General features: G+C 54.2%; 25 protein-coding genes and 1 pseudogene. 12 read left to right on the forward strand and 14 right to left on the reverse strand.

All coding sequences use genetic code 11. The features are described 5' to 3' along the window. The 7 genes and pseudogenes from HALTITAN_RS22860 to HALTITAN_RS22885 all read left to right on the forward strand — a co-directional run. Positions 1-911, forward strand: a pseudogene (locus HALTITAN_RS22860) (IS3 family transposase); the annotation flags it as partial. A 481-nt stretch (positions 912-1392) separates the two neighbouring features. Next, positions 1393-2145 carry a glutaredoxin gene (locus HALTITAN_RS22865; RefSeq protein WP_039860683.1) on the forward strand — a complete coding sequence of 251 codons (753 nt, stop codon included), beginning with the start codon at positions 1393-1395 and terminating at the stop codon, positions 2143-2145. Between the two features lie 163 nt (positions 2146-2308). After that, complete coding sequence (locus HALTITAN_RS22870) at positions 2309-3646, forward strand: APC family permease (RefSeq protein WP_039860685.1); 1338 nt, start codon at positions 2309-2311, stop codon at positions 3644-3646. A gap of 272 nt (positions 3647-3918) precedes the next feature. Beyond that, positions 3919-6402, forward strand: coding sequence for an EAL domain-containing protein (locus HALTITAN_RS22875; protein ID WP_009288518.1), 2484 nt, complete (start codon positions 3919-3921; stop codon positions 6400-6402). Positions 6403-6503: 101 nt separating this feature from the next. Next, positions 6504-6986 carry an AbrB/MazE/SpoVT family DNA-binding domain-containing protein gene (locus HALTITAN_RS24600; RefSeq protein WP_009288519.1) on the forward strand — a complete coding sequence of 161 codons (483 nt, stop codon included), beginning with the start codon at positions 6504-6506 and terminating at the stop codon, positions 6984-6986. A 59-nt stretch (positions 6987-7045) separates the two neighbouring features. Continuing rightward, the gene (locus HALTITAN_RS25660) at positions 7046-7240 is read left to right on the forward strand and encodes a hypothetical protein (RefSeq protein WP_161609196.1); all 195 of its coding nucleotides are present in this window, start codon (positions 7046-7048) and stop codon (positions 7238-7240) included. A 126-nt stretch (positions 7241-7366) separates the two neighbouring features. Then, positions 7367-7579, forward strand: a complete 213-nt coding sequence (locus tag HALTITAN_RS22885) for a hypothetical protein (RefSeq protein ID WP_039860689.1) — start codon at positions 7367-7369, stop codon at positions 7577-7579. Between the two features lie 622 nt (positions 7580-8201). Here HALTITAN_RS22885 and HALTITAN_RS24605 read toward each other — a convergent pair. Further along, on the reverse strand, positions 8202-8945 hold the full coding sequence (locus HALTITAN_RS24605; protein ID WP_009288520.1) for an antitoxin Xre/MbcA/ParS toxin-binding domain-containing protein: 744 nt from the start codon (positions 8943-8945) through the stop codon (positions 8202-8204). Between the two features lie 300 nt (positions 8946-9245). Between HALTITAN_RS24605 and HALTITAN_RS22895 the strand changes: the two genes are divergently transcribed. Then, positions 9246-9719 carry a DUF1440 domain-containing protein gene (locus tag HALTITAN_RS22895; protein WP_009288521.1) on the forward strand — a complete coding sequence of 158 codons (474 nt, stop codon included), beginning with the start codon at positions 9246-9248 and terminating at the stop codon, positions 9717-9719. Here HALTITAN_RS22895 and HALTITAN_RS22900 read toward each other — a convergent pair. The 7 genes from HALTITAN_RS22900 to HALTITAN_RS22930 form a co-directional block, all read right to left on the reverse strand. Continuing rightward, complete coding sequence (locus tag HALTITAN_RS22900) at positions 9716-10003, reverse strand: hypothetical protein (protein WP_039860691.1); 288 nt, start codon at positions 10001-10003, stop codon at positions 9716-9718. The two genes, HALTITAN_RS22895 and HALTITAN_RS22900, sit on opposite strands and share 4 nt — an antisense overlap. Then, the gene (gene abiEi, locus HALTITAN_RS22905) at positions 9990-10520 is read right to left on the reverse strand and encodes a type IV toxin-antitoxin system AbiEi family antitoxin (RefSeq protein ID WP_223828160.1); all 531 of its coding nucleotides are present in this window, start codon (positions 10518-10520) and stop codon (positions 9990-9992) included. The genes HALTITAN_RS22900 and abiEi overlap by 14 nt, the downstream gene beginning before the upstream one ends. 835 nt (positions 10521-11355) lie before the next feature. Further along, the gene (locus tag HALTITAN_RS22910) at positions 11356-11781 is read right to left on the reverse strand and encodes a hypothetical protein (RefSeq protein ID WP_039860693.1); all 426 of its coding nucleotides are present in this window, start codon (positions 11779-11781) and stop codon (positions 11356-11358) included. A gap of 269 nt (positions 11782-12050) precedes the next feature. After that, entirely contained in the window at positions 12051-12809 is a 759-nt protein-coding gene (gene qatD / locus HALTITAN_RS22915) for a Qat anti-phage system TatD family nuclease QatD (RefSeq protein ID WP_009288524.1), read from the reverse strand. Next, positions 12806-14071, reverse strand: coding sequence for a Qat anti-phage system QueC-like protein QatC (qatC, locus tag HALTITAN_RS22920; protein ID WP_009288525.1), 1266 nt, complete (start codon positions 14069-14071; stop codon positions 12806-12808). The genes qatD and qatC overlap by 4 nt, the downstream gene beginning before the upstream one ends. Continuing rightward, on the reverse strand, positions 14068-14898 hold the full coding sequence (locus HALTITAN_RS22925) for a hypothetical protein (RefSeq protein WP_009288526.1): 831 nt from the start codon (positions 14896-14898) through the stop codon (positions 14068-14070). Before HALTITAN_RS22925 ends, qatC begins: the two co-directional genes overlap by 4 nt. Next, positions 14898-16730, reverse strand: coding sequence for a KAP family P-loop NTPase fold protein (locus HALTITAN_RS22930; RefSeq protein WP_051052207.1), 1833 nt, complete (start codon positions 16728-16730; stop codon positions 14898-14900). The genes HALTITAN_RS22925 and HALTITAN_RS22930 overlap by 1 nt, the downstream gene beginning before the upstream one ends. 135 nt (positions 16731-16865) lie before the next feature. Here HALTITAN_RS22930 and HALTITAN_RS22935 point away from each other — a divergent pair, with 135 nt between their 5' ends. Genes HALTITAN_RS22935 through HALTITAN_RS22950 form a run of 4 tightly spaced genes read left to right on the forward strand, consistent with a single transcriptional unit; the run spans position 16866 to position 21348 of the window. Further along, on the forward strand, positions 16866-18548 hold the full coding sequence (locus tag HALTITAN_RS22935; RefSeq protein ID WP_011494284.1) for a Mu transposase C-terminal domain-containing protein: 1683 nt from the start codon (positions 16866-16868) through the stop codon (positions 18546-18548). Between the two features lie 2 nt (positions 18549-18550). Further along, on the forward strand, positions 18551-19459 hold the full coding sequence (locus HALTITAN_RS22940; RefSeq protein ID WP_039860702.1) for a TniB family NTP-binding protein: 909 nt from the start codon (positions 18551-18553) through the stop codon (positions 19457-19459). Next, positions 19456-20673, forward strand: a complete 1218-nt coding sequence (locus HALTITAN_RS22945; RefSeq protein WP_009288528.1) for a TniQ family protein — start codon at positions 19456-19458, stop codon at positions 20671-20673. The genes HALTITAN_RS22940 and HALTITAN_RS22945 overlap by 4 nt, the downstream gene beginning before the upstream one ends. 60 nt (positions 20674-20733) lie before the next feature. Continuing rightward, complete coding sequence (locus HALTITAN_RS22950; protein ID WP_010981357.1) at positions 20734-21348, forward strand: recombinase family protein; 615 nt, start codon at positions 20734-20736, stop codon at positions 21346-21348. Positions 21349-21386: 38 nt separating this feature from the next. On the opposite strand, the gene HALTITAN_RS26140 is transcribed toward HALTITAN_RS22950, so the two are convergent. The 6 genes from HALTITAN_RS26140 to merC are packed head-to-tail and all read right to left on the reverse strand — an operon-like array spanning position 21387 to position 24488. Beyond that, positions 21387-21590: a DUF3330 domain-containing protein gene (locus HALTITAN_RS26140; protein ID WP_005413391.1), complete on the reverse strand. Its 204-nt coding sequence runs from the start codon at positions 21588-21590 to the stop codon at positions 21387-21389. After that, a complete protein-coding gene (locus HALTITAN_RS26425) occupies positions 21577-21726 on the reverse strand; it encodes a hypothetical protein (RefSeq protein ID WP_223828161.1) in 150 nt (49 codons plus the stop codon). Before HALTITAN_RS26425 ends, HALTITAN_RS26140 begins: the two co-directional genes overlap by 14 nt. Further along, positions 21723-21959 carry a broad-spectrum mercury transporter MerE gene (merE, locus tag HALTITAN_RS22960; protein ID WP_005413392.1) on the reverse strand — a complete coding sequence of 79 codons (237 nt, stop codon included), beginning with the start codon at positions 21957-21959 and terminating at the stop codon, positions 21723-21725. The genes HALTITAN_RS26425 and merE overlap by 4 nt, the downstream gene beginning before the upstream one ends. Then, on the reverse strand, positions 21956-22321 hold the full coding sequence (gene merD / locus HALTITAN_RS22965; protein ID WP_005798827.1) for a mercury resistance co-regulator MerD: 366 nt from the start codon (positions 22319-22321) through the stop codon (positions 21956-21958). Before merD ends, merE begins: the two co-directional genes overlap by 4 nt. 17 nt (positions 22322-22338) lie before the next feature. Further along, on the reverse strand, positions 22339-24024 hold the full coding sequence (merA, locus tag HALTITAN_RS22970) for a mercury(II) reductase (protein WP_005798829.1): 1686 nt from the start codon (positions 24022-24024) through the stop codon (positions 22339-22341). A gap of 38 nt (positions 24025-24062) precedes the next feature. Next, complete coding sequence (gene merC, locus HALTITAN_RS25150; protein WP_000522996.1) at positions 24063-24488, reverse strand: organomercurial transporter MerC; 426 nt, start codon at positions 24486-24488, stop codon at positions 24063-24065. Positions 24489-24510 lie beyond the last annotated feature (22 nt).

The raw sequence follows: 24510 nt of genomic DNA on the forward strand, positions 1-24510 counted from the left end.
AAGGCCACCGCGTACTTCGCCAGAGAGTCCGACTGAGGTACGCGTTTATTCAAAAGCATGCGAGTCAATATCCGGTACGGCGCTTGTGCCGCATGATGGCCGTGCATCCTAGTGGCTACTATGCATGGTGTAAAAAAGCACTGTCTAATCGAGACCGGGATGATCAGCGTCTATTGGGATTGATCAAGCATGCGTGGCTTGAAAGTGGCGGTGTATATGGCTATCGCAAGGTCTATCAGGATTTGCGTGAGGCTGGCGAAGCCTGCGGTAAGCACCGAGTGGCCCGCCTGATGCGTAGGGAAGGTTTACGCTCTCAGACGGGCTATCGACGACGCCCTGGCTGCTATGGCGGCGGAAAACCGGCTGTTGTATCACCCAACCATTTAGACCGTCAGTTTGAAGTAACAGCGCCCAATGTTGCTTGGGTGACAGATATTACGTACATCCGAACGTACGAAGGCTGGCTTTACTTAGCGGTGGTGATCGACCTGTTTTCCCGTCAAGTGGTTGGCTGGTCGATGAAGTCTCGTATGACGACGGAGTTAGTGCTGGATGCTTTGTTATCGGCAGTCTGGCGACGCAAGCCACAAGAAACTGTGATGGTGCATTCAGATCAAGGAAGCCAATTCAGCAGCGGAGATTGACAAAGCTTTCTGAAAGCCAATCACTTGGTGGGCAGCATGAGTCGGCGTGGTAACTGTCATGATAACGCCGTTGCTGAGAGCTTTTTTCAACTCCTCAAGCGAGAGCGGATCAAGCGACAGATTTATTCGACACGGGAAGCGGCTAGACGCGACGTGTTCAATTATATCGAAATGTTTTACAACCCAAAGCGCCGACACGGCACAAGTGATAACTTGTCACCGGTTGAGTATGAAAGGCGTTACTTTAAGAGCCTAACGGGTGTCTAGAATATCCGGGGCGATTCACAATAACCAAGTAAGTTAAGTGTTGCACTTAGTTATTGAGACCGCACTAATGATGATCAGACGCTAATTCACTGGCAATGGTTTTCATTGCGAGTTTGCGTAATTTTAACCCTCTTGCTAACCGCTCTTCTCATGCTCTTTGAGATAACAGCAATTGAACTTATCATTGCTACTTTCAGCATTGGGGTGAGTGGCCTATCCCTACTACTGAGTTCAAGCAGTGTAAGCAACCCTCTGTACCTCCTTTTCCATCCTTTAGAGGATGAGGTTTTAGATACGCTTGACGCGATAGGTATTGCAGGGGTGGGCACTGTGGTTGTTTTATGCCTCTTGGCTTAATCGCCCCTGGCGACTTACGATTACCAGCTTTATACGACGGCAGTAAAACATACAATACTTGACCTATAGGCAACCCCAGGCACTACGCTTGTAGCCTTGATAAGGCAAAAATAGGGAGGTTGCCATGGCATCATCACAGCAAAACGCGCGGGTTTACCGGATGAAAACCGCCGAGCATATCTGCCCGTTTGGTCTGAAGACCGTTGATCTACTCAAACGCAAAGGCTTTAAGGTCGACGACCACACCTTAACGTCTCGCGATGAAATCGACGCGTTCAAGCAAAAGGAAAACGTCGACACGACGCCCCAGGTGTATATCGGTGACCAACGCATAGGTGGCTACGAAGAGCTACGCAAACATTTAGGAATGAGCGTTCCCAATGCAAAAGGAACTACTTATCGGCCAGTCATTGCCATTTTCGCTACTGCGCTGCTAATCGGCTTGGCGATTAGTTGGGCGACCCAGGGCACACTATTCACGGCGCGCATGCCGGAGTTCGCCGTTGCTACGGCGATGGTGCTGCTGGGCTTGCAGAAACTGCAGGATGTCGAAAATTTCAGCAGCATGTTTTTGAATTACGACCTTTTGGCCCAGCGCTACGTGCCCTACAGCTATTTTTACCCCTACGCCGAGACACTTGCAGGCATTTTAATGCTGGCCGGGGCATTGATTTGGCTGGTAGCACCACTGGCGCTATTTGTTGGCACGGTGGGGGCAGTCTCCGTCTTTAAAGCCGTGTATATCGACAAGCGTGAGCTTAAATGTGCCTGCGTCGGCGGTAACAGCAATGTGCCACTGGGTTTTGTGTCGCTAACCGAAAACCTCGTAATGATCGCTATGGGGCTGTGGATGCCGTTGCGGATGTTGTTGGGGTAAGACCCTCCCTCTTATGCCAAGCCATGATATGGGTCAGTTAATTGACTGGCCCGTATTCAGGTTGCGTTCAGCTAACTAAACCACACTTGGTGTTGAACTTATCCCACGCTGGCCCAAGGCAGTGAACATGCACGCCTTTGGCTTATTCCATAGGAGTGTTTGCATGGCTGACCAGGATAGAACGCCACAGTACGAAGAAGGAAGTCTCTCACTCATCGGTGCTGTAGCACTTGGCACTGGAGTAATGATCGGCGCAGGCATCTTTGCGTTAACTGGACAGATGGCGGAAATGACCGGCCCTCTATTTCCCCTAGCCTTTTTGGCTGCCGCGGTTATTGTCTCTTTCAGCGCTTACTCTTACGTTAAAATGTCCAATACCTACCCATCCGCCGGGGGTATAGGCATGTATTTGCAAAAAGCTTATGGCACAACGCTTCCTACCGCCTTTCACGCTCTCTTGATGTATTTTTCCATGGTGATCGCCCAAAGCTTTTTAGCGAGAACTTTCGGTTCTTACACTCTGGAGTTATTTGACCTGGGCGATCGCTTGCTGTTTGTGCCACTACTCGGTGTGGGCTTATTACTAGCGGCTTTTTTGATTAATTTATCCGCCAATAAGTTGATCGAGACAGTCGCCTCGGTGCTGGGTTTCATCAAAATTGGCGGCATCATCGTATTTGGTGTTGTCGGTGTTTTTATTGCCGATACTATCGAAATGGGTACTGGCAGGGATGCACCATCCCCAACTATCTCCGGTTTTTTAGGCGCAACGGCGTTAGGTATTCTGGCATTCAAGGGCTTTACGACTATTACCAACAGCGGCTCGGAGCTGAAAAACCCCAAACGTAATCTGGGCAAGGCCATCATGATCTCTATCGGCCTGTGCGTGGTGATCTATGCGCTTGTCGGCTTTGCCGTTGCCAGTAACCTTTCCTTATCCGAAATTATTGCAACGCAAGATTATTCGCTAGCGGCAGCGGCCCGGCCCGCGCTGGGTGAAGCTGCCGTTGGCTTTACCGTTATTTTAGCCATGCTGGCAACAGCAGGCGGAATCATCGCCAGTGTATTCGCGGTATCACGCATGCTCGCCATGCTGACCGAAATGAACCTGGTCCCGCACCGCCACTTTCATATGCCAGGTAGCCTGCAGAAGCACACGCTGGTGTACACCATTGTGTTTGGTTTAGTGCTGACCGCATTTTTTGACCTTAGCCGCATCGCGGCGCTCGGCATTATTTTTTACCTGATCATGGATATCGCCATCCATTGGGGAGTACTGCGCCATCTCAGGGAAAGCGTAGGCGCTAACGCGATCATTCCAAGCATCGCCATTTTGTTAGATGCCTTTGTATTAGGGGGCTTTGTATGGGTCAAAGCCACTTCCGACCCCCTGGTTCTTATCGTTGCCACCATAGTGATGGCCGTATTATTGGTAGGAGAATGGCTATTTCTTACTAGGCGCAATAATTCGGACGATAGCGGCACTTCGCACTCTCTCTAACCATAGGTTCACAGATGCAGCTTCACTGAGATCAAAATATTTAATAATAATTAGAATATTTAGCAACTTAGAAATGGATTCCTCGAGGTAAAGAGCTAAAAAAGCGGCGTTATTCTTAGTATTGCCATCCCACACAATATTTATAGTGGCGGTTTGAAGCTGTGAAAATCGTATTCAGAGAAACCGTATTAAGTTTAGAAAGCTGCTTTATGCAATTAGGCTTGATATCAATTCTGCAAGCATATGATTTCAAAAATAATTAGTGGCCATGAATGACACTGTCTAATTTTTTTCTAGACCCTCAAACGCAGAATGCTACTCAGGGGATGCACGACTCCTTTTTAGTCATACTTTCGTGGCTGGTAGCTTTGGCGGCTTCCTATGCTGGTTTGGATATCATCAAACTGGTGGGCAAAGTGGCTCACTCAGGGTGGCGCAGCGTATGGCTCTTCGCCGGGGCTAGTGCAATGGGGCTGGGTGTATGGAGCATGCATTTTATTGGTATGCATGCTTACCTTCTTGACTTCCCGGTCACCCATGAGCCTGCTTTAACACTGTTATCCATCTTTCCGGCGATTTTTGGTAGCTATAGCGCGATGGTGGTACTCGCCCGTAAAGCGCCGACACACCGTGCCATGGTGTTTGCGGGTATAAGCCTCGGTATAGGTATTGGTGTAATGCATTACAGCGGCATGGCCGCTATGCGTATGCCTGCTGAGCTGTACTATGCGATGGACCTCTTCTTGTTATCGCTTCTGGTAGCCATTGGTTTAGGTATTTTAAGTGTTTATGCCTACGGCTTATGCAAACAGGAGTGGGGGATGCAGCGCTCCAGACGCTGTGCCTTCATCGCAGCGTTTTGTGTCTCTTTAGGTGTCTGTGGGATGCATTATGTGGCCATGCAAGCAGCATGGTTTGTGCCTATTCCCGACTCAGCAGCTCCTTCGATGCTGCCAAAAGCTCACTGGCTTACTTATCTCATTGGCGGTATTGCTGTTTTTACCGCATTGCTGACGTTAGTGGCAACCAGCGTGCAGCGTCGTCTTCAGGATAGCGAGCGCCATCATCACATGACGCAAACGCGGCTACTTGAGGTTATCGCCGCCCTTCAAGACGGTGTCGTACTGCTAGATCACACCTCACGCATCCGTCTGTCCAATGCAGCGTTTGAGCGGCTAACGGGATTGAATCCAGCGCAGTTAGTCGGAACAAAACTTAGTCAAATACCGTATGCCAAAGACAGCCAATCGTTAAATGAAGATATTCGGCGAGCGCTAAAAACGCATGGTGAATGGAGCGGTATGATCACTGCGTTACATGCTAATGAACACCCATTTCCCGCCTGGCTGAGCGTTAATCGTGTTACCTATACTGACAGCAGCGAGAGCGACTATGTCGCCCTACTAAGCGACCGTTCAGAAGAGCAACAAGCCCAGCAGCGTATTCGCTATCTGGCTTACCACGACACCCTAACAACACTGCCAAATCGGCGGGCCTTACAAGAACGCTTGTCTGAAAGTGGGCAGGCCCATAATAGGGTCAACAGGCAAGCATTGTTGGCGCTCTTAGATATTGATCGATTCAAAGTGTTGAACGACAGCTTAGGCCAAGATATAGGCGATGAGCTGTTGCGCCAGTTAGGAAAACGTCTTCAACAATGGGCAGGGGCAGATGTATACGTAGCGCGGCTAGACGGCAATGAATTCGCCTTGTTAGGAGAGCTTTCATTCACAAAACAAACGGATGCTGAGCAGGAAGCAACACGTCTCATTGAAGATATATTGCGCTCCTTGACCGCTGATTACCTGCTTCAAGGGCACACTTATCCTTGTCGGATAAACGTGGGGATACTGACGTTTAGTCCACTCAAAAAAGAGCGTGCTGCACAGCTTTTTAAGCGAGCAGGTCTCGCGCTGCTAGAAGCCAAGCGACAACGTGATGGGCAGCCTCAGCTCTTTCGCCAAGAACAAGAGCACGAATTAGAGGAGCGCCTGACCCTTGAGCGTGAACTGAGGCATGCGATTGACCACGACGAATTGTGCTTATATTTACAGCCTCAGGTGGATGCCGAAAGGTGTGTTTTAGGTGCGGAAGCACTAGTGCGCTGGCATCATCCAGACAAAGGCCTTATTTCACCTGGGCGCTTTATTCCTTTAGCTGAGGAGACAGGACTTATCTTGCCGCTAGGAAAGTGGGTGTTACTGGAAGGGTGTCGCCTGTTGGGCCAGTGGCGCCAAGACCCATATCTTCATAACCTGAAGCTCTCAATCAATGTAAGCGTTCGCCAGTTCCAGCAGCCAGATTTTACGGATCAAGTGATGGCGGCGATTGAACAGAATGCTGTCCCACCCGAACGTTTAACGCTGGAGCTAACAGAATCCCTATTGTTGAGCGACCCTGCAGGCACCATCGAAAAAATGCAGCGGTTACGGCGTATCGGTATCAGCTTTGCGCTGGACGATTTTGGCACCGGATACTCCTCGCTTGCATACCTTAAGCTACTGCCACTAAACACCCTCAAAATTGACATCGCCTTCGTAAGAGATTTAACACTTGATATGCAAGCGACCCCTATAGCCGCGACGATCGTTGCACTGGCAGATAGCTTGAAACTTAAAGTCATTGCTGAGGGGGTTGAAACAGAAGAACAACGCTTAGTACTTGCCAATCTGGGATGCAAAATTTATCAAGGCTTCCTCTTTGGTAGGCCAGTGCCTGATAAATTGTTCCTCAACCACGTTAGTGCCAGAAATTGATGAACATTTTAAGCACTTGGTATGATGCTAAAAATTTCAATAGTGAAAGCAATTATAAATCTATATTTTAGTTAGGTGGTGGGCATTAAACGGAGGAAGTAATGGGAACATCGGACGATATAGGCCAAGCAATTTTCGCGTATCGTTCTTTCGATCTACGCGACCGTTTTCCTCAACCGTTAGAGACGTTTCGTGAAGCCCTGGCTTGTTTACAAAGCGATGATGCCTATATGGCCGCAATGAGCGGAGAGATCATAACGTATTTGAGGGGCGGAGGTACGGTACAGATTCCTGATGACTTTTTCATTCATCGTTCAGTCAATAGTGTTGCTCTCTTGGGTGAAGAAGAAAATGATGCTATTTGCCTAGCAGTGGAAGCCTGGCTTCTTGAAAGGCTGGCTCAAATCAATGCTGATTTTTCACAACCCGAAACGTCAAGAATAAGGCCCTACAAGCTAGAGCTACTGCTCGACCAATGTGACGCGAATGCTGATGAAACAGACGAGGTACACGCTTGGCGTGACCTAACTGAAGTGGGGCGGGAGCAGCTTGATGAATGCGCGGCCCCCAAGAGGCCAATATAAATATTGTTTGATATCAGGCGCGCAAATTGTGTGGCCACATTAACTACGGGTGGGCAATTATGATCAAATCATCTGAAAAATGGGCAAGAAGACAACCGCTTCCCTACTCTGAAAAAGAGTTGGTGGCCAACCTCACGCCACAATCCGCCCACGCGGATGAAATAGCCTTACTCGTCCCCGGTGAATTTGAACCTAGGCATAGTCCAGCTGAGGATAAGGCTTCCTCAGGTGAAGCACGAATCTATGCACGATGAGTTCTGTGCTGGAGTATTAAGTGACGGCATAACCCATAGGAAAAATGGATAACAATGGTGCTAACGCCAGGAAATCTGCTTTTATCATTGTTAAGATTTATAAATAAATTGAAAGAGATATCACTGATGACAGCAAAAGACTTTGAACACGCGCCTGGTACAGCATCTCGTCCTCTACGCATCACCACTCCTTCCGGCGAAACGTTCATACTGGGCAAAACGACAAATCCTGAGAAAGAACAAGATAGTGAAGCTTTGCTACAAGCACGGCGTAAAGCACATCAGCGTGCACGCGATGTTATTTTCGAACATAGAAAAGAGTTGCTAAACAAAAAGTAATATGCACTTGAAATTAGCAGAAAAGCTCAGAATCGAGTGATAGACCATCAATCGATGGCACCTTCCCGTCATTGATGCCGACAGATGGTAGGCATATGCACGACAGCCCCTTTGAGCCTCCTTCGGAGACAACTGGGTAACATCGATCCCATTATGAAACACATTTCGTTAGCAACCGTTTAGGAGTGGCATAAAAAAGTTTCTGCTTAAGATAGTTACTTACCGAGTGCTAATTAAAAAACCTAGCAGACATCGAAAAACAAGAGCTAATTGCTAGATCTCTAACGAAAATCGACAAAATTTTCCTGTTTTAGAGGCATTTACCAGAGATTCGCCAATGGGCGAGCATGGCCCAGGCACACATGACCGAGACGGAGACATCAAACAAGCCTCTATGGCCAATCTATAGAAAATTGGCTAAAACCCCAGATAAAACTATATCAAACGCTAATTGAGGCACCTAGGATCCAACCGGCAGGGCGTTGTTGATCTTCTTCTTAGGCCCAGTTCTATAAGATCCTCAGCAGTACGAGGGCCTCTCTGTTAAGAGTTGTTTAATGGTGTCGTTTTTAAGTTTCAGCGCTACGAGAATAATTCTCGAAATCCATGGCTATGGAGTAATTCAAGCCAATCCAACTTTCCGTTGGGCGTCAAGATAGTCTCGAAGAGAGCGCAATGCCGCTAAACCACCGCGATTCATAAGCTCCATGGGAGAGAGACCACCAAAAGGGGCATTATCAATCAAGTGATGAAGCCACCGTTGTCGGCCTTCTTCTTGAGGAAATAGCGATGTTAACGACCGGTAGATACCTAGGAGGTTAGATGCAAGTTCAAGCTGCTCAGCCGTTAAGCTTGCCTGTAAAGGCGTAGCTGTCCACTTTCGATAACTATCAATATTAATTTCTAGAAGCGCTGCCATGTCTGTATCTGACAACCCCCATTCTTGGGCAATAGTTGGAAATGTGTGCATCACTGCGACACCTGTTTCCTCACTATTATGCGCTGCAATACGATCAGGACGGCGATGCTGACGCCATTCAAGCCAGTCGATCTCATAAGCCAATGGGCCATCCTCGTTTTCAACCACTGGACATCCGGCACCCGTGAGATAACGTATAAAACCGTCTTGTAGCCTTATTGGTACCTCACGAATTCTAATATAGCGAGTGCCCGTCGGGGCAATGTGTGTAGGAACCTCTCCTGACCTTACGGCATTGTTAGGCTCCAAGAAATCGGCTTCCCAGTGCTCACTGTCCACCGGCTCAAACGGCTTATCGTAATACTGAACAGATCCTTTTAAACGCTCAAGAGGACTTTTAGCATTGCCTGCGACAGTAGGTCTTTGCGGATCGTATTTTTGCGACATAGTGATTTTCTCCTCCCAACAAACCTACCAACTTATCCTCAAAACGCTTACGCGGTTTCTTGAGGGTAGATGGTCTGGCATTACTCTTCGGCAGTGGCATGTTAAAGGTGCTGAGACAGCATAGACCCACAATGTGATCCTAAGGATATCAACAGCAAAAAAACTACCTATTTTCAAAGAGCAATCTATAAAACATACATCATGGCGCTTCACGTAGTACCGGGCGTTTGGCCACATTCTCGACTATGGAGAGCCATGTAAGCCAGCATATGCTTCAAGGAGGAAGCCACGAATCACTATTTGGCCGGTGCCATCGGCGGCCTGCTCGCCACCGTCCCCATGACCCTAGCCATGGAGTCACTCTATCGGCCGCTCCCGCGAAAAGAGCGCTACCCGTTACCGCCGCGTGAGCTCACCCAAAACCTTCTGCAGAAAGTGGAGGCGGATGCGCTATTAGACGAAGAGCAGCGTGTCGAGCTAAGCCTTGTCAGCCACTTTGGCTATGGTGCCCTCGCCGGGGCGCTATACCCCTATACACGCCAACGAGCCGAGCATCCTTTGGTCTACGGCAGCAGCTACGGCGTGGCGATATGGGCAGCGAACTATTTCGGCTGGATTCCGGCGCTGCAAATCCTCCCGCCGCCCCACCGTCAGCCAGCCAATCGCCGCCGGCTAATGATTGTCGCTCACCTGGTGTGGGGGGCCGGCACCGTATGGATCGGCGAGTGCCTGGCGAACCGACGGGACGTCCCTTCTCGGCAACGGCTGAACTAGCCACGCACCATTTGCAGGTTCGGGACGCGATGGCCCAGATTCTCCTGCACCCGCTTGCTGCCCCAGTTGATGAAGTCGATCACCCCGAACTCGTAGCCCTTCGAGTTGATGCCGGGTTCTACTCGGCTAACCGCTACGTGTATCGCACTCTTCGACGCTGGAGCGAATAAAATGTCGAAGTGCATACGTTCTTTTTCGATGACTTGCCGCATCGCCTTACGTCCAGGTTCTTCCATTGCCATGTCAACTAGCTTGGCAAAGACCCCAGGCTCAATCCTGTCCATGGATCACCTCCACATCTACTAGATACGTATTGCGCCCCACTCTTTTCAGATCTGCCCAGGCAGCGTCAGGCGTCGCCATTTTGAGCGGCCGACCAATGTCACGCATGCGCGGCAGCAGCTCGATGATGGGCCTACTTGTATGCGTGAACTCAATGGTTCCATAAGGGGTGCAGTGCGTTCCTTTGCGTCCCGTGGTCATAATGGTTAGGCGATCGACGGGGATTTGTGAGATGGCTCCATACTCAGACAAGGCCGACTCCAGCGAGACGTAGCTGTACTCCCCTCGGTGCATGGCCCGAGCGATTCGTTCCAGCCGGTATGAGTCGGGAGTGCGAGAAAGGGCGTAGCAATAGATGCCCCGGGCAACGCCTTCGAGGATGCCATGCTTACGCAGTCGGTTGATCCCTTCCTGAAGGGTTTTTGGGTTGTCTTCATGAAATATCTTTGCCAGGTCCTTTAGCGTGAATACGCTTCGCCCGATTTTGTCCCAGCTGTCCAGTCGCTGCAGAGCTGTCATCTGTTTCACAGGTGTACACCAAAACTATATATTTATAGTCTAGGCGTACAGAAGTGGGCGCGCAAAAGCTGACCAAGATCCCTCAGCTACCTATATTTATCGATTGTTCCGATCCTGTGCCAAGAAAGCGATTCACACCAACCTCTCAGGCCGGATGTTTAGAGCCCAGTGCAACAATGATTATTAAAGCGAGCGTTTTAGGAATCTGAATATGACATTAGATACAGCGGCTCCCAATAACATCAGGAACAGGATCTCCAGCAGCGGAGTTGTCGTGAGGCAAGCAGCAATGGCGATTAGGCTGTTTGATTGAGGATGCACCAAAATAGGGGTAAGAAGGCTCTGCCCCATAAATATAATAAAAAGGAAAAAGGTGGTTGTCGCGAAGGAGAGGATTTTGCTAGGTGCCGTTTGTCTCACCGGCTTGGTAGCGATGGTTTTTCTGGCTTGCCAAATGACTTTTGAGTGATAGCAGGACAAGCCTGCTGTTGAGTCGGATATAGCCAACTTAATGGGGTATCAAGTTGGCGGGTTCTTCTTGCTGGTGTGGGCGGTTCTATTTTGGCTTGGCTTCCAGCTAGTTGGTAGTTAACCTCGCCACAAAACATCCGACACAGATTGATCGAGGAAAAGTATCCTGAGTAACATCGACGCCAGTGAAAGCATGGCCCGATGGGGTGATAGCGAGTGATCCATCGCACACGACTGAACCCCCTTGCCGCGAGAAGCTCTTCTTCATAACTCCCGTCCTGTTAAGGGCAGAGACCTCATTACCCTGTTTGATCGATTGAAGCGTGTCGATCGTTGTTGCCAATATTCCTTATCGATCTACTCACTACCCATGCATGATTTCTTGAAGCTCATCAAGAGCGGCGTCGATAACGAGATCAGGGTCTGTGACTATCAGATCCTGAGGTTTTAGCCCATCGAGATAGCTATTTGCCGACTGGAACCAAAAGGCCATTCCCCACCCGCTTTTATCATCTTTGAAGATGCCGATGATTTTCGACATGACGCGGTATGGTCGGTAGCCAGCACCTTTCTCAAGCCCAAACGCAGGATAGTATTCGGTACCATGGTCGTTAATCGTAAAAATGTCACCTTGTTGTTTCCACTGCGCAGGATGAGCACAGTCACTACGTGAGCTGACGCCTGGCAACTGCAATATCTCATCGACAGTTAACCAATCGCCGCTTTCCATCACGGCTCGACGCGCTCTTGCTTCCATCTCTGCTTCGCGCAAACTAATTGATGTGGTCATATGTTTAGGCACCCTTATCTTGGGTATGTGTCCTGATCCATTATTCTAGGGATTTTGCAAATAAGCTAGCCAGCGCGTAATTGACAGTCGTGGTAATCGAGGCTAACCATGCATAAGCGGTCAATGATGGAGAACGACTAACACCTTATTGAGCTCAACCTACTCGTGAGAAAATGAAGGCTAACGGCAACCATCACACGCTCACTTGATAAAATGAGACCACCAGTTTACAACCACTCATCTTAAGGGTTATGGCTGCAATTTATCTATTAAATGAGACTTGCCGTAGTAGTACAACCCATCTGATCAAGCAATACTTTGGCATTGCTAATCAATTGATACTGAACATCTATCAATGGCATTGCCCAAGCTTTGCTGAGCAGGCTGGCCGTGATTTCGAAATCCCATGGCATCACGGGTTGGTCATCTAACTGTGCAAAGGGACCATCACTTTCAGGAACGACCTTTTCCTTCGGAAGCTTTTTGGCCAATGCCTTCCCTGCCGAAGAATTGAAAGCTGCTGGGCCAATGCTGAACCAGCAGCCTTGCGCAGCGGCGGCTTTAAGCTCCGATACCGTTCCGGTGAACCAATGAAAAACCGGGATACCGTGGTCAGGGAACTCTCTAAGTAGCGTTAACACGTCTGGAACCGCCTGCCTCGAATGGATACTGAGCGCACGCCCGCCCAAGTCATGGCATCGCTTCACAGCAGTAGCAAAAACTTGCTTCTGCTTTAGGTAGCTAGAGGCATACCTCTTGGAGCCATCCAAACCGATCTCACCGACAGCATTGGCGCCATCAATCAGCTCTATGAGAATATCCAACTCCTGAAAACGATCGCCAGCGATCTCAGGGTGCAGGCCGGGGCTGATCAACATTGACTCGTGATGACCGAGCACCGAGCTCGTTGCCTGGAAGGCTTTCGGGCTCGTAGTTACTAGCCAAGTGAATACGTTGCGGCGTAGTGCCTCAGCATGCACTGCCCTTGCTTTGGGATAGAGATCCACGTGGCAATGAAAATCAATCAAAGCAATTGATCCTGAACAAGGACGGCTTCCAGTTCAGCAAGGCCTTGCTGAAGGACTCGGCGATAGTCGGGGCGTTCCTCAATCGAAGCAAAGGCCAGTGTGCCACCCAGGAATCGATCCAGTCCTCTCTGCTTGGCATCAAGCACAGCCAGAGCTACTGCCATAGGGTCATCGGGGCCACCGGACTTATCGCTGCCTACTACTGATGGAAAACGATAGTCGGTGGTATCGGATTCTGGTTCCCACGCCAAGAACGCAGCGCGACGAATCAGGCAAGGTACACAACGACCACAGTGCTGACGATTATAAGTCCTGAACCGCCCGCAGCTTGTGGAGTCTGAAGCCAACTCTCTCAACTTCTCTGGATCGAGGCAGCCTCGCATCATCTCGCCCTTGGTTTGCAAGCGATAAGGCAATACCAGCTCCACAGATATCCCCAGTTCATCAAGCACATCCTGGAGCATGCCAATGAAGAGCGGGTGAGTTGTGCGTGTACTCAGGCTCGACACTCGTCCAGGTACCAACGGAGGATTAATACAGATAAAGCCATTTTCAGGAATGTAGATCTGCGGCTTTGGCAAATTGATCTTTGTAGAGGCGAGCACGGCAAACGCGTAGAAAGCCAAGGACCGGGCACGAGTTGACGATTCCCGTACACCTTTGAAACTTATGCCGTGGCTCCACTGATAATGTGAGCCAGTGCCTGCCAGCAATTTAGCATAGCGTCGCTGCCGCTCCGAGTCCTTATGCGCAAGCTGGGAAACGAACAAAGGGCGCTTTTCTTCAGTCACTAAATTGATGCCCCCAATCAGGCTATCGAGCCCACCTGATAGCAAAGAAACGCAGTCGTTCTGGAGATAGTCACCATCTCCCTGAGGAGGCTTAGCCCCTGCATCATTAAAAATCAGGGTCCAGTAGTCGCCAGTCAAAATCTTTAGCATTTCCTCAAGATGTTGCTTGAGGGGTACCCACCGCAGTGGTTCACAAAGCCCTACAGTGAGTTGGATCGTGCGCGTCCACCCGTCTGCACTGGTATTTCTGGGGCTGGCCAAGTCAGCACTACAGACTGCAAGACAAAACTGTACAAAGTCCCAAACTGCCGGTGATGGCCGGAACCCGACTCGCTTCAGTGTTCCATGCCAACGGTTGGCAATGGCGCCCACACCATTGCGCTTGGCACCTTTGAAATACGAGAACACTCTCTCGCCTGCTTGCAGCTGCTGCGGGATTCTTTCCGCCGTGGAGCACAGAATCTTGTTCATTCGGCAAATACCTGCAAAGCGGATTGAAGGACTGACTGCGCCAAACTCTTAGGGTCCGCATATGAGGCTTTTTTCTCCTCCAAGGTCACCCGTACCTCTGCCCAGACCCATTCCCTTATGTCCGTTCGACGTTCTTGAATCTGAGCGGGGTCATGCTTGAGCTTTTCGTAGGTTTGCCCGAGTTGCATATCGATGAGCTGACAGATTTGGTTAGCGATCGTCAGACCAATCACCTCAGCAATTTGAGCATCTGTCAGATCAAAAATATCGACATCTGGGTGATTCTCGTAGAGATTGGCTAGCGCATCAGTACCGGAGTCACGCAAAGATTCTTCGTCAATACTGCCGGAACCTGAGATGACCTCTTTTAAGACCTCAAGCGCCAAGTCAGAAGCGGAAAGATTAGCCGTCCGACAACGCGCCACCCAGTCGGTTACCCGCGGATCCGTACCATCCCGAGCTGCTGCGAGGAACTGACCGAGAGCACCAGCCCCTCTCGCCGTGCTACGCATAGTTGAAGCAGCGCGGCTTGCTCCTCCCATTCCTTTTGACACCATGCTCCGGGTAGCACCACGGAGATTGTCGCGGCTGCCGTTTCTTAGGTAAGAGCCCAGTTGGGATCGTGCAGGACCAAAGCGACGATCTGGTGCAATAACATTCTCACCTGCTTGTGAATCACTGGCAGGCGCTCCCTCGACATTATCTTGCTCAGAATCAGATTGGGTTTCACCATCAAAGTTGCTTGGTGTCGCTCCATCTGGAGAAAGCCATTCTGGGTCAAAAGGAGAGCCTGAACGGCCACCACTACTGGATGTTGATGTACCCATCAGCGCCTCGTATTCAGGTTCAAAATCGCATTTTTAGTAGGCGTAGTCAGTTCGTTTGTTTCACTCCAGCGCTCCAAAACCACACTTGCCCATGCTTGAGCACCCAGGGTAGGAATGATGCCAGGGCCAACTTGCTTTAAAGGCGCTTGCTCCAACAAGCTGGCCGCTTTTTTTCCAATTACGGGAAAGGCCTTGCAGCATTCAATAAGCATCAAGATTTCGTTGTTACGCTTCCAGGTACGCGTAGTGCTGCAGCTCTGCCATGCCTTAAGCATCGCTAGCTCAGTCTGATCCGGCCCGACCTTTCGCATAAGATCTGTGAGAGACTGATGCGAGCTTGTTGCTGTCTTCAGAGCATCACGAAGCTTTCTTGAGTCAGGCATCATATTGTCATCACCAAAGTCCCGAGTACCCGAGTCCCGGCTCAGGTGAAGCAGTGGACGTAAATCTTCTGTACCGAGTGCAGGTGGCAACTGGAGCCACTGACGAGTGAAGGCGTTGTCCTTAAAGGGCTCGGGCAACTGACCTTTGCTTGCAGCAGCATTCTCTGCTTCAGCAAGGATTTGCAATCGACCGTCATTGTCCGAATGCACCTGTCCAGCCAGCGCTTCTGCTAGAGCTTCATCACAACGCTCAATAAGGTGCCATTTCGCCAATGCTGCTATATCTAGCTTGATCCCCTGTGGCGCAGAAAGGGCCTCACGTAGATAAACCGTGTTTAGGAAGCGCTTCATAAGCCGAGGGTTGGCATTGACTGCTGATGAACGATGAAGAAGTGACGCCAGCCCCTCTGCGAGATTCATCAAGCTACGAAATGTGTCGTCTGTTCCGACTAGTTCGTATAGAAACTCTTGATTGATAGTATCGCCTCTCCAGCTGTTTCGCAGCCTCTCGGGAATGAGCTTGAGAGCGCTTTCGAACTGGTCCCGTGTGAAAGTGCCAGCATTAGTCTCTCGCTCGAGCAGGAGTAATACCAGATAGGCTTTCGCCTCATTGAGACCAAGCCGCGGAACGTGGAGTGGAACCTGAATAAGCTTATCAAGGTAGTTGGTAGCAACATCGCTCGAAATTCCAGCCCCATCAAAATGCACTTTCACAGCTGACTTTATGAAATCGTTGTCGGCTGCAACGACAAATGCGCATCGACGAATGAAAAGCAGCAGGCGAATAGACTCAAGAGTTGAAATTGCGGTTTGAGGAAGACAGCGATCTAGATCGTCGACGAAAATTACCAAGGTGATTTCAAGTTCGGCGAGAAGGCTTTCCAAGGTATCTCGGAAGGCCTGGATGTGCGCTGGCATGGAGAACGGTTCTTTTGGCTTCAGCAAGCCATCAGTCGCCGCTGTGATACCTTCATAATCTACCTCCATCTCTCCTGTTTTTTCTGTCGAGGGGAAGAGACCGGCGATGGTGTCAAATGTTTTGCCGAGTGCACCAACTGGAATCCCGGTCGTCAACGTCAGCGCAGCTCCGCCGCTTAGCTGGGCAATTCTTAAGAGATTGATACGACGCCATAGCTCAGAAGCCTTATCAGCAATGGTTGCATTCTCCTGGGCAAGTCTAACAATCTCATCGCCTACGATCTGAAGCAGAGCACTGCGAGCGGATTCAAAGTCTTGGTACAGCCATGGGTTAAAAGTGAGAACAACGAAGGTATTTCCTGACTTGTTACCTTCATCAGGTGCCGATACGGAGGGAGCCTCTAATCGAGCTGCAATCATTTTCACCAAAGAAGACTTACCAGCCCCCCACCCGCCGGAAACGCCAATAGAAATGGGTTCGCCTTTAGCTTGTGTCAGCATGCTTGCACAAGCATCAGCCACTACTGTCATTTTCAGAAGACGACTGCACCAATCAACGAGACATGAAGCCTGCTGTGCATACGGCTCCTGACAGCCCGATATCAGGACTCCTCTGCACGAAACTCGTCTATGCTCAATACTCGTGTGCACCAAAGCGAGGCGAGCATGGCGACCGATACCGTACCGATTGCCGAGCGCGGCGTAGCCACCCTGTCAGAACAGGCATGGGAGCGTGCTCGCTGCCGCGCGGAGATCATTGGGCCGTTGGCGCAGTCGGAGACGGTCGGGCATGAAGCGGCCGACGCAGCAGCCCAGGCGCTGGGTCTGTCCCGGCGGCAGGTCTACGTCCTGATCCGCCGTGCCCGGCAAGGTTCGGGGCTGGTCACTGATTTGGCTCTTGGACAGTCGAGCGGTGGCAAAGGTAAAGGCCGCTTGCCGGAGTCGGTCGAACGAATCATCCGCGAGCTACTGCAAAAGCGCTTCCTGACCAAGCAGAAGCGCAGCTTGGCGGCGTTCCACCGTGAAGTTGCGCGGGTGTGCAAGCTGCAAAAGCTGCGGATGCCGGCGCGCAACACGGTCGCGTTGCGGATCGCCAGCCTTGATCCACTCAAGACCACTCGACTTCGGGAAGGCCAGGATGCGTCCCGCATCCTGCAAGGTGTTGGCGGTGTTCCTCCGCCAGTCTCCGCACCGCTGGAGCAGGTACAGATCGACCACACAGTCATCGACCTGATCGTGGTGGACGAGCGCGACCGGCAACCGATTGGCCGTCCGTACCTGACCCTCGCCATCGACGTGTTCACCCGCTGCGTGGTTGGCATGGTGGTCACGTTAGAAGCGCCATCTGCCGTCTCGGTCGGCCTGTGCCTCGCACACGCCGGTTGCGACAAGCGCCCTTGGTTGGAAAGGTTGGACGTGGAAATGGACTGGCCGATGAGCGGCAAGCCCGCGCTGCTCTACCTGGACAACGCGGCCGAATTCAAGAGCGAGGCGCTACGCCGTGGCTGCGAGCAGCATGGCATCCGGTTGGACTATCGGCCTCTCGGGCAGCCGCACTATGGCGGCATCGTGGAACGGATCATCGGCACGGCGATGCAAATGATCCACGACGAATTGCCGGGGACGACCTTCTCCAACCCTGACCAGCGCGGGGAATACGCCTCCGAGAAGATGGCCGCCCTGACACTGCGCGAGCTGGAACGCTGGCTCGCATTGGCGGTTGGCACCTATCACGGCTCCGTGCACAACGGCCTGCTCCAACCGCCGGCCGCACGCTGGGCCGAAGCTGTCGCGCGTACCGGCGTTCCAACCGTCATCACTCGCACCACGGCTTTTCTGGTCGATTTCCTGCCCGTCCTCCGCCGCACCCTGACCCGCACTGGCTTCGTCATCGACCACATCCACTACTACGCCGATGCGCTCAAGCCGTGGATAGCTCGGCGCGACCGCCTGCCTGCGTTCCTGATCCGGCGCGACCCACGCGACATCAGCCGCATTTGGGTGCTGGAGCCGGAGGGGCAGCACTATCTGGAAATTCCATACCGTACCTTGTCGCACCCGGCTGTCACCCTCTGGGAACAACGGCAGGCGCTGGCGAAATTGCGGCAGCAAGGGCGCGAACAGGTGGATGAGTCGGCGCTGTTCCGCATGATCGGGCAGATGCGCGAAATCGTGACCACTGCGCAGAAAGCCACGCGCAAGGCGCGGCGCGACGCGGATCGACGCCAGCATCTCAAGTCAACGGAACAACCTGTCAAAACCACGCCACCAGCGGACACGGACATGGCAGACCCGCAGGCGGACAACCAGCCACCTGCCAAACCGTTCGACCAGATTGAGGAGTGGTAGCCGTGGACGAATATCCCTTCATCGACCTGTCCCACCTGCTGCCGGCGGCCCAGGGCTTGGCCCGTCTCCCGGCGGACGAGCGCATCCATCGCCTTCGCGCCGACCGCTGGATCGGCTATCCGCGAGCAGTCGAGGCGTTGAACCGGCTGGAAGCCCTGTATACGTGGCCAAACAAACAACGCATGCCCAACCTGCTGTTGGTCGGTCCAACCAACAACGGCAAGTCGATGATCGTCGAGAAGTTCCGCCGCGCCCACCCGGCCAGCTCCGACGCCGACCAGGAGCACATCCCGGTATTGGTCGTGCAGATGCCGTCCGAGCCATCGGTGATCCGCTTCTACGTCGCGCTGCTCGCGGCGATGGGAGCACCATTGCGACCGCGCCCACGGCTGCCGGAAATAGAGCAACTGGCGCTGACACTGCTGCGCAAGCTCGGTGTGCGTTTGCTGGTGATCGACGAGCTGCACAACGTCCTGGCCGGCAACAGCGTCAACCACCGGGAATTCCTCAACCTGCTGCGCTTCCTCGGCAACGAATTGCGCATCCCGCTGGTCGGTGTGGGCACACGCGACGCCTACCTGGCCATCCGCTCGGATGACCAGTTGGAAAATCGCTTCGAGCCGATGATGCTGCCGGTGTGGGAGGCCAACGACGATTGCTGTTCACTGCTGGCCAGCTTCGCGGCTTCGCTCCCGCTGCGGCGACCTTCGTCGATTGCCACGCTGGACATGGCTCGCTACCTGCTCACGCGCAGCGAGGGCACTATTGGCGAGCTGGCGCACCTATTGATGGCGGCGGCCGTGGCCGCCGTGGAGAGTGGTGAGGAAGCGATCAACCACCGCACGCTCAGCATGGCCGATTACACCGGTCCCAGCGAGCGGCGGCGGCAATTCGAGCGGGAACTGATGTGAAGCCAGCGCCACGCTGGCCACTGCATCCGGCACCCAGGGAAGCCGAAGCCCTGTCTTCGTGGCTCAACCGCGTGGCCCTTTGCTATCACATGGAAGTGTCCGAGCTGCTGGAGCACGATCTTGGTCACGGCCAGGTTGATGACCTGGACACCGCGCCACCACTGGCGCTGCTGGCGATGCTCTCCCAGCGGAGCGGTATCGAGCTGGATCGGCTGCGCTGCATGAGTTTCGCCGGCTGGGTGCCTTGGCTACTGGACAGCCTTGATGATCAGATTCCAGCCGCATTGGAAACCTATGCGTTCCAGCTCTCGGTACTGCTGCCGAGACTCCGCCGTAAGACGCGATCCATCACGAGCTGGCGTGCCTGGCTGCCCACCCAACCGATACACCGCGCCTGTCCGCTCTGCCTGAACGATCCGGAGAACCAAGCCGTACTGCTCGCGTGGAAGCTGCCCCTGATGCTGAGCTGCCCACTGCATGGCTGCTGGCTGGAATCCTATTGGGGCGTGCCAGGGCGGTTTCTCGGCTGGGAGAACGCCGACGCCGAACCGCGCACTGCCAGCGACGCGATTGCGGCGATGGACCAGCGTACCTGGCAGGCACTGACGACCGGCCACGTGGAGTTGCCGCGCCGACGCATCCACGCCGGATTGTGGTTTAGGCTGCTACGCACGCTGCTCGATGAGCTGAACACCCCGCTTTCGACGTGCGGCACCTACGCGGGGTATCTCCGCCAAATCTGGGAATGCTGCGGGCATCCGCTGCGTGCTGGGCAAAGTCTGTGGCGACCGTATGAAACTCTGAACCCGGCAGTACGGTTGCAGATGCTGGAGGCGGCGGCAACGGCAATCAGCTTGATTGAGGTGAGGGATATAAGCCCGCCAGGCGAGCACGCAAAGCTATTCTGGTCCGAGCCCCAAACCGGGTTCACCAGTGGCCTGCCGGCGAAAGCGCCGAAGCCCGAACCCGTCGATCACTGGCAGCGTGCAATCCAGGCCATTGATGAGGCCATCATTGAAGCACGACACAACCCCGAGACGGCACGCTCGCTGTTCGCGTTGGCTTCCTATGGTCGGCGCGACCCCGCTTCCTTGGAACAGTTGCGCGCCACCTTCGCGAAGGAAGGCATCCCCCCGGAATTTCTGTCACATTATGAGCCTAGCCTACCCTTTGCATGCCTTAGACAGAATGACGGGTTAAGTGACAAATTTTGACGTGCAGAGCTTCCCGATGCAAACTGTCACATAATCGAACGTATATGTGACAGGTACAAGATGCTGATTGGCTACATGCGAGTATCGAAGGCGGATGGCTCCCAGGCGACGGACTTGCAGCGCGATGCGCTGGTCGCGGCCGGTGTTGATCCGGCGCATCTCTATGAAGACCAAGCGTCCGGAAAACGCGAGGATCGTCCCGGTCTGGCGAGCTGTCTGAAGGCACTACGGCCAGGCGACACGTTGGTCGTTTGGAAACTGGATCGGCTCGGGCGCGACCTGCGCCATCTGATCAATACCGTCCATGACCTGACCGGACGCGGCATCGGCCTCAAGGTGCTGACCGGGCACGGCGCGGCCATTGACACCACGACCGCCGCCGGCAAGCTGGTCTTCGGTATCTTCGCCGCGCTGGCCGAGTTCGAGCGCGAGTTGATCGCCGAGCGCACCGTGGCGGGCCTGGCCTCAGCACGGGCACGCGGCCGGAAAGGCGGCCGGCCGTTCAAGATGACCGCCGCCAAGCTGCGGCTGGCGATGGCGGCAATGGGGCAGTCAGAGACCAAGGTCGGCGACCTGTGCCAGGAACTTGGCATCACGCGGCAGACCCTGTATCGGCATATTTCACCCAAGGGCGAGCTACGTCCAGATGGCGAGAAGCTACTCAGCCGAATTTGATGCCGACATGAGGCGACGTAGCGAAAGCGTGGTTTGTCTCAATTTGACGGCGGCGAACCGCAAGCGTTCGGTTCGCCGCTCGTTTCGGTCGCAGTGCTGGCCCGCGCCTGGAAACGTTGATAACACTCCAGCCCGCAGAAGTGCTCGACGTACTCCGCGCCTTCCGGTGTGAAGGCGGCATCGAGCGGAATTTCCTTGCAGCACACGCAGCAACTGGTGGCGGTCGGATCATTTGCATTCATGGTGGCACCCCTCCATTGACTGACGAAGACGGCGAATGCCGCCGCCGGCATCGGCTTTGCGAACAGAAAGCCTTGCCCGCGCTCGAACGCTTGGGCCCTCCGCCGTAGTCCATCCATCCGGCCGGGAAGCGCTCATGATCTTTCCCTGAATGCCCGCAACGCCCGCGCCAGTGACAGAAGAAACAGGCCGGTCAAACCGAGCGCCGTGATGACCCAATACTCGACAAGGAATGCACCGGCGGTTGTGCCGGCCAGCACGGCAGCGAGGATGGACAGGTGGCAGGGGCAAGTCAGCACGGCCAGCGTGCCCCACAGGTAGCCGGTGAACGGTTTGTGCGTCTCGGCCGGCATGCGCTCGGGGCTGTTCATGGCAAACTCTCCGCATGCTGTGCCGGCGCGGTCGGCATGGCGGCCAACTGCACTTCCAGATTGGCCAACGCTTCGCGCCGGCGTTCGACGAACTGACGCAGCACAGCAAGCTGCGCGGCAGTTTCATCGCAGTTCGCCGCATCCAGCGCCCGGCACAGCCGCGCCAATGCGCCGAGGCCGATGCCCGCCTCGAAGGCGGCCCGCACGAAGCACAGTCGCTGCAAGGCGGCGTCATCGAACAGGCCGTAGCCACCCGTGGTGCAGGCGACTGGCCGCAGCAATCCACGCAGCAGGTAATCGCGCACGATATGCACACTCACCCCGGCATCAAAGGCCAACCGGGACACCGTGTAGGCGTTCATCGAACACCTCCTTTTCCTCATCCGGCACAACACGAAAGCTGCTTCACGTCCTTGCTGAAGGTCTGCGCCGCGAGCTTCAACCCCTCGACCATCGTCAGGTAGGGGAACAACTGGTCGGCCAGTTCCTGCACCGTCATGCGGTTGCGAATGGCGAGAACAGCCGTCTGGATCAATTCGCCGGCTTCCGGGGCGACGACCTGCACGCCGATGAGCCGTCCGCTACCTTCCTCGATGACCAGCTTGATAAAGCCGCGTGTGTCGAAGTTGGCAAGCGCACGCGGCACGTTGTCGAGCGTGAGCGTGCGACTGTCGGTTTCGATCCCGTCGTGATGCGCTTCCGCTTCGCTGTAGCCCACGGTTGCTACTTGCGGATCGGTGAACACCACGGCCGGCATCGCGGTTAGATTGATGGCAGCATCCCCTCCGGTCATGTTGATCGCGGCACGGGTGCCGGCCGCTGCCGCCACATAGACGAATTGTGGCTGGTCCGTGCAGTCGCCGGCCGCGTAAATGTGTGGCGTGCTGGTGCGCATGCCCTTGTCGATGACGATGGCACCCTGCGCATTGACGGTGACTCCCGCCGCGTCGAGTGCCAGGCTGCGCGTGTTCGGTGTCCGTCCGGTAGCGACCAGCAGCTTGTCGGCACGTACTTCACCGTGTCCCGTGGTCAGCACGAATTCGCCGTTCACATGCGCGACCTGGCTGGCTTGCGTGTGTTCCAGTACCTTGATCCCTTCGGCACGGAAGGCCGCTGTGACGGCCTCGCCGATGGACGGGTCGTCGCGGAAGAACAGCGTGTTGCGAGCTAGGATCGTGACCTGGCTGCCCAGCCGGGCGAAGGCTTGCGCCAGTTCCAGCGCGACCACCGACGAGCCGATCACGGCTAGGCGTTCGGGAAGGGTGTCGCTGACCAGGGCCTCGGTCGAAGTCCAGTAGGGTGACTCTTTCAGGCCCGGAATCGGCGGCACGGCCGGGCTGGCACCCGTGGCGACTAAGCAGCGGTCGAAAGCTACCACGCGCTCGCCACCATCGTTTAAACGGACGACCAGGCTCTGCTCATCCTTGAAACGCGCCTCACCATGTACAACGGTGATGGCCGGGTTGCCGTCCAGAATGCCTTCGTACTTGGCATGGCGCAGTTCTTCGACGCGCGCCTGCTGCTGGGCCAGTAGTTTGCTGCGGTCAATCGCAGGCACAGTCGCCGCGATACCGCCGTCGAACGGACTTTCCCGACGTAAATGGGCGATGTGGGCGGCGCGAATCATGATCTTGGACGGCACGCAGCCGACGTTGACGCAGGTGCCGCCGATGGTGCCGCGCTCGATCAGCGAGACGTGCGCGCCTTGCTCGACGGCCTTCAGTGCTGCCGCCATTGCCGCGCCACCGCTACCAATGACGACGACCTGCAACGGGCGTTCGTTGCCACTGGGCTTATCAGCGGCCCCTATCCAGCCGCGCATCTTGTCGAGCAGGCCGGCGCGGTTGTCCGTCGGTGGCGCATCGGCAAGCGTTGCCTCGTAGCCCAGTCCGGCCACGGCGGTAGTCAGCGCATCCGATGACGTGCCCGCCTCAATGGCGAGTTGCGCTGTGCCCTTCGGATAGGACACCAGCGCCGATTGCACGCCGGGCACTTTCTCCAAGGCTTCCTTGACGTGAGCCGCGCACGAGTCGCAGGTCATCCCGGTGATTTTCAGGGTGGTCATGTATTTTTCCTTTTCTGTGGTGGCTACGGCTGTTGCCGTCAGCCACGTTGTTCTGGCAATTCACAGCTGTCCGGCCCGCAGCGGCGATGTGCTGGCGAGATGAAATCCCAGACCGACACCCCAACCATCAAGGCCAGGCCGACATAGAGCAGTCCACCGCTCTGCCAGCCGTAAGCCCGCATTAAAAACACCGCTGCCAGCACCAAGATCGGGCCTATCGTGCCGAGCGCCGTGCGTCGCCACTGTCGATGATTGAGCCAAGCGATAGCATTGGCGAGTAACGCGATGCCGGCGAACATCGGCAGCAGGATGCCAATGAATAGCCCCTCGTACTGGCTCAAGAAGCCCAGTCCGATGGCCGCGCCAAAGCTGGCGATGGCAGGAAAACAGGCGGCGCAGCCCATCGCGGAAACGACGCTGCCGAGCGCGCCGGTTTTGCCAGCGATGCGCGTGATGAGTCCCATGTGTCGCTCCCGAGTTCGGTTA

It is taken from the genome of Vreelandella titanicae BH1 (assembly GCF_000336575.1).
GTDB classification, from domain to species: Bacteria; Pseudomonadota; Gammaproteobacteria; order Pseudomonadales; family Halomonadaceae; genus Vreelandella; species Vreelandella titanicae.